The 3,165-nt window shown below is 71.2% G+C and carries 3 protein-coding genes; all 3 read left to right on the top strand.

Annotation, left to right across the window (positions count from 1 at the left end):
• Positions 1 to 367 (top strand): arabinosyltransferase C-terminal domain-containing protein (locus A9X03_RS13120; RefSeq protein WP_197505055.1); only part of this gene is annotated, 367 nt, incomplete at its 5' end.
• Positions 368 to 381: 14 nt separating this feature from the next.
• Complete coding sequence (locus A9X03_RS13115) at positions 382 to 1,005, top strand: maleylpyruvate isomerase family mycothiol-dependent enzyme (protein ID WP_067760198.1); 624 nt, start codon at positions 382 to 384, stop codon at positions 1,003 to 1,005.
• A 67-nt stretch (positions 1,006 to 1,072) separates the two neighbouring features.
• On the top strand, positions 1,073 to 3,165 hold a 2,093-nt coding region (locus tag A9X03_RS13110), incomplete at its 3' end, for an arabinosyltransferase domain-containing protein (protein WP_197696067.1).

The following is a 3,165-nucleotide window of genomic DNA, read 5'->3' as shown; positions in this document are numbered from 1 at the left end:
CGTCGTCGGCTCGAAGGACCCGGTGTTCCTGGATTGGCTCGTCGGCCTGGCGTTCCCCTGCCAGCGTCCGTTCGGCCACCAAAACGGCGTCGACGAAACGCCGAAATGGCGCATCCTGCCTGACCGTTTCGGCGCCGAAGCCAACTCGCCGGTGATGGACAACAACGGTGGCGGCCCGCTGGGCGTCACCGAGCTGCTGCTGAAGGCCACCACCATGGCGACCTATCTGAAGGACGACTGGTCGCGCGACTGGGGTTCCCTGCAACGGCTGACGCCCTACTACGCCGGGGCGCAGCCCGCCCGCCTGCAGCTGGGGACGGTCACCCGCAGCGGCCTGTGGAGCCCCGCGCCGCTGCGTAAGAGCTAGCGAGGGGGCCGGCAATGACGGCAAGCCTGATGAGCATGGCCCGCGACGAACGGGCCGACCTGGCCGAGTTCCTGGCCACCCTGACGCCCGAGCAGTGGGAGGCGCCCAGCCTCTGCACGCACTGGACGGTCAAAGACGTTGTCGCGCATACGATCAGCTATGAAGAGCTCGGCCCGTTAGGTCTGGCGGGGCGCTTCGCGAAGGGCTGGATCGTCCGCGCCAACCAGGTGGGCGTCGACGAGTTCGCCGGCCTGGGTCCGGAACAACTGCTCGACTTTCTGCGAGCCCATCTCCAGCCGCGCGGGCTGACAGCGGGTTTCGGCGGAATGATCGCGCTCGTCGACGGCACGATCCATCACCAGGACATCCGCCGCGCCCTCGACCGGCCTCGCATCGTCCCCGCCGATCGGCTCGAGCGCGTCCTGCAGCTGGTGCCGGGCAACCCGAGGCTCGGGGCCGGCCGCCGGATCCGGGGGCTGCGCCTGCGCGCCACCGACCTCGACTGGGCACACGGCCGCGGGCCGGAAGTCACCGGCCCCGGCGAGGCTTTGCTGATGGCGATGTCGGGCCGCCCGGCGGCGCTCGCCGACCTCGACGGCCCGGGCCTGAACACCCTGGCGGCCCGGCTCCCCCGCTGACGCCGCGCGGCCCCGCGCGGCCCCGCGTCCTCAGCGGACAAAGCGGCTTCGCTTACGATCGAGCCTCGTGCCCCACGACGGTAATCAGCGATCGCAGCGGATCCCGCGGTTCGTCGCCGCCGTCGCCGGCATCGTCGGACTGCTGTTGTGCGCGCTCGTCCCGCTTCTTCCAGTCAGGCAGACCACCGCGACGGTGCTGTGGCCGCAGGGCGTCGCGGACGGACACGTCACCCAGATCACCGCGCCGCTGGTGTCCGGGGCGCCGCGCGCGCTCGACATCTCCATCCCGTGCGCGGCGATCGCGACCCTGCCCGCCAGCGGCGGCCTGGTGGTCTCGACGCTGCCCGCCGGCGGCGTCGATGCCGGCAAGGACGGGCTGTTCGTGCGGGCCGACAAAGACCTGGTGGTCGTCGCGTTCCGCGACACCGTTGCCGCTGCCGCGCCGCGGGCGGCGGTCGCCGGCGGGGCCTGCAGCGTGCTGCACGCCTGGGCCGGCGCGGGCGCGGCGGGCGCCGACTTCGTGGGCATGCCCGGCGCCTCGGGCACCCTGTCCTCAGACAAGAAACCCCAAGTCGGCGGCATCTTCACGGACCTGAAGGTGCCGGCCCAGCCGGGACTATCGGCCCGCATCGACATCGACACCCGCTTCATCACCGCCCCAACCGCCCTCAAGCAACTCGCGATGGCCGTCGGTGCCCTGGCCGTGCTGACCGCCGTCATCGCGCTCGCCGCGCTCGACCGTCGCAGCCGCGGCGGCGGCACGCTGGTCAATTGGCAATCGCCGATCGCCTGGCTCTCCCGGTACCGGCCCCGGGCGCGATGGAGTTCCTGGCGCCGCGTCGGGCTCGCAACCTGGATCGCCGACGTCGGGGTGATCGCGACGCTCCTGGTCTGGCACGTCATCGGCGCCACCTCGTCCGACGACGGCTACAACCTGACCATCGCCCGCGTCTCCCCGAAGGCCGGCTACATCGTCGATTACTACCGCTACTTCGGTACGACGGACGCGCCGTTCGACTGGTATCTGGGGGTGCTGTCCAAGCTGGCGGCCGTGAGCACCGCCGGGGTGTGGATGCGGTTGCCCGCCACGCTGGCCGGGATCGCGTGCTGGCTGGTGATCAGCCACTGGATCCTGCGCAGGTTGGGCCCCGGCAGGGGCGGCCTGGCGGCGAACCGGGTGGCGGTGTTCACCGCGGGCGCGGTGTTCCTGGCCGCCTGGTTGCCGTTCAACAACGGGCTGCGGCCCGAGCCGCTGATCGCCCTGGGTGTGCTGGTCACCTGGATGCTGGTGGAGCGGGCGATCGCGCTGCAACGCTTGGCCCCGGCCGCGGTCGCGACCTTCGTCGCGATGCTCACCGTGACACTGGCGCCGCAGGGCCTGATCGCCGTCGCCGCGTTGCTGACCGGTTCGCGGGCCATCGCCCGGACGATCCGGCGACGCCGGGCGACCGACGGCCTGCTCGCGCCGCTGGCGGTGCTCGCGGCGTCGCTGTCGCTGATCACCGTTGTGGTGTTCCACGGTCAGACACTGGCCAACGTCGCCGAGTCGGCGCGGATCAAGTACAAGGTCGGGCCGACGATCGCGTGGTACCAGGACTGGCTTCGCTACTACTTCCTCACGGTGGAGTCGAACCCCGATGGGTCCATGGCGAGGCGTTTCGCGGTGCTGGTGCTGCTGCTGTGCCTGTTCGGGATGCTGGTCATCCTGCTGCGCCGGGGGCGAGTGCCCGGGCTGGCCAGCGGCCCGGCCTGGCGGCTGATCGGCACGACCGCCATCGGCCTCCTGCTCCTCACGTTCACCCCGACGAAGTGGGCGGTCCAGTTCGGCGCCTTCGCCGGACTTGCCGGGGCGCTGGGCGCGGTCACCGCGTTCGCGCTTTCGCGGATCGGCCTGCACAACCGCCGCAACCTGACGCTCTACGTCACGGCGCTGCTGTTCGTTGTCGCGGTGGCCACCTCCGGCGTCAACGGCTGGTTCTACGTCGGCAACTACGGGGTGCCGTGGTACGACATCCAGCCCGTGATCGCGAGCCACCCGGTGACGTCGATGTTCCTGACGCTGTCGATCCTCACCGGGCTGCTGGCCGCGTGGCAGCACTTCCGGATGGACTATGCCGGCCACACCGAAGTCAAAGACAACCGGCGCAACCGGGTGCTGGC

This window comes from Mycobacterium sp. E1715, from assembly GCF_001667625.1.
Classification (GTDB): domain Bacteria; phylum Actinomycetota; class Actinomycetes; order Mycobacteriales; family Mycobacteriaceae; genus Mycobacterium.
The sequence above is the reverse complement of the archived record's forward strand: the minus strand, read 5'-3'. Positions and strand labels throughout refer to the sequence as shown.

Coding starts and splice junctions, on each gene's coding strand:
- A9X03_RS13115 (WP_067760198.1), top strand. CDS start 382: ATGACGGCAAGCCTGATGAGCATGGCCCGCGACGAACGGGCCGACCTG.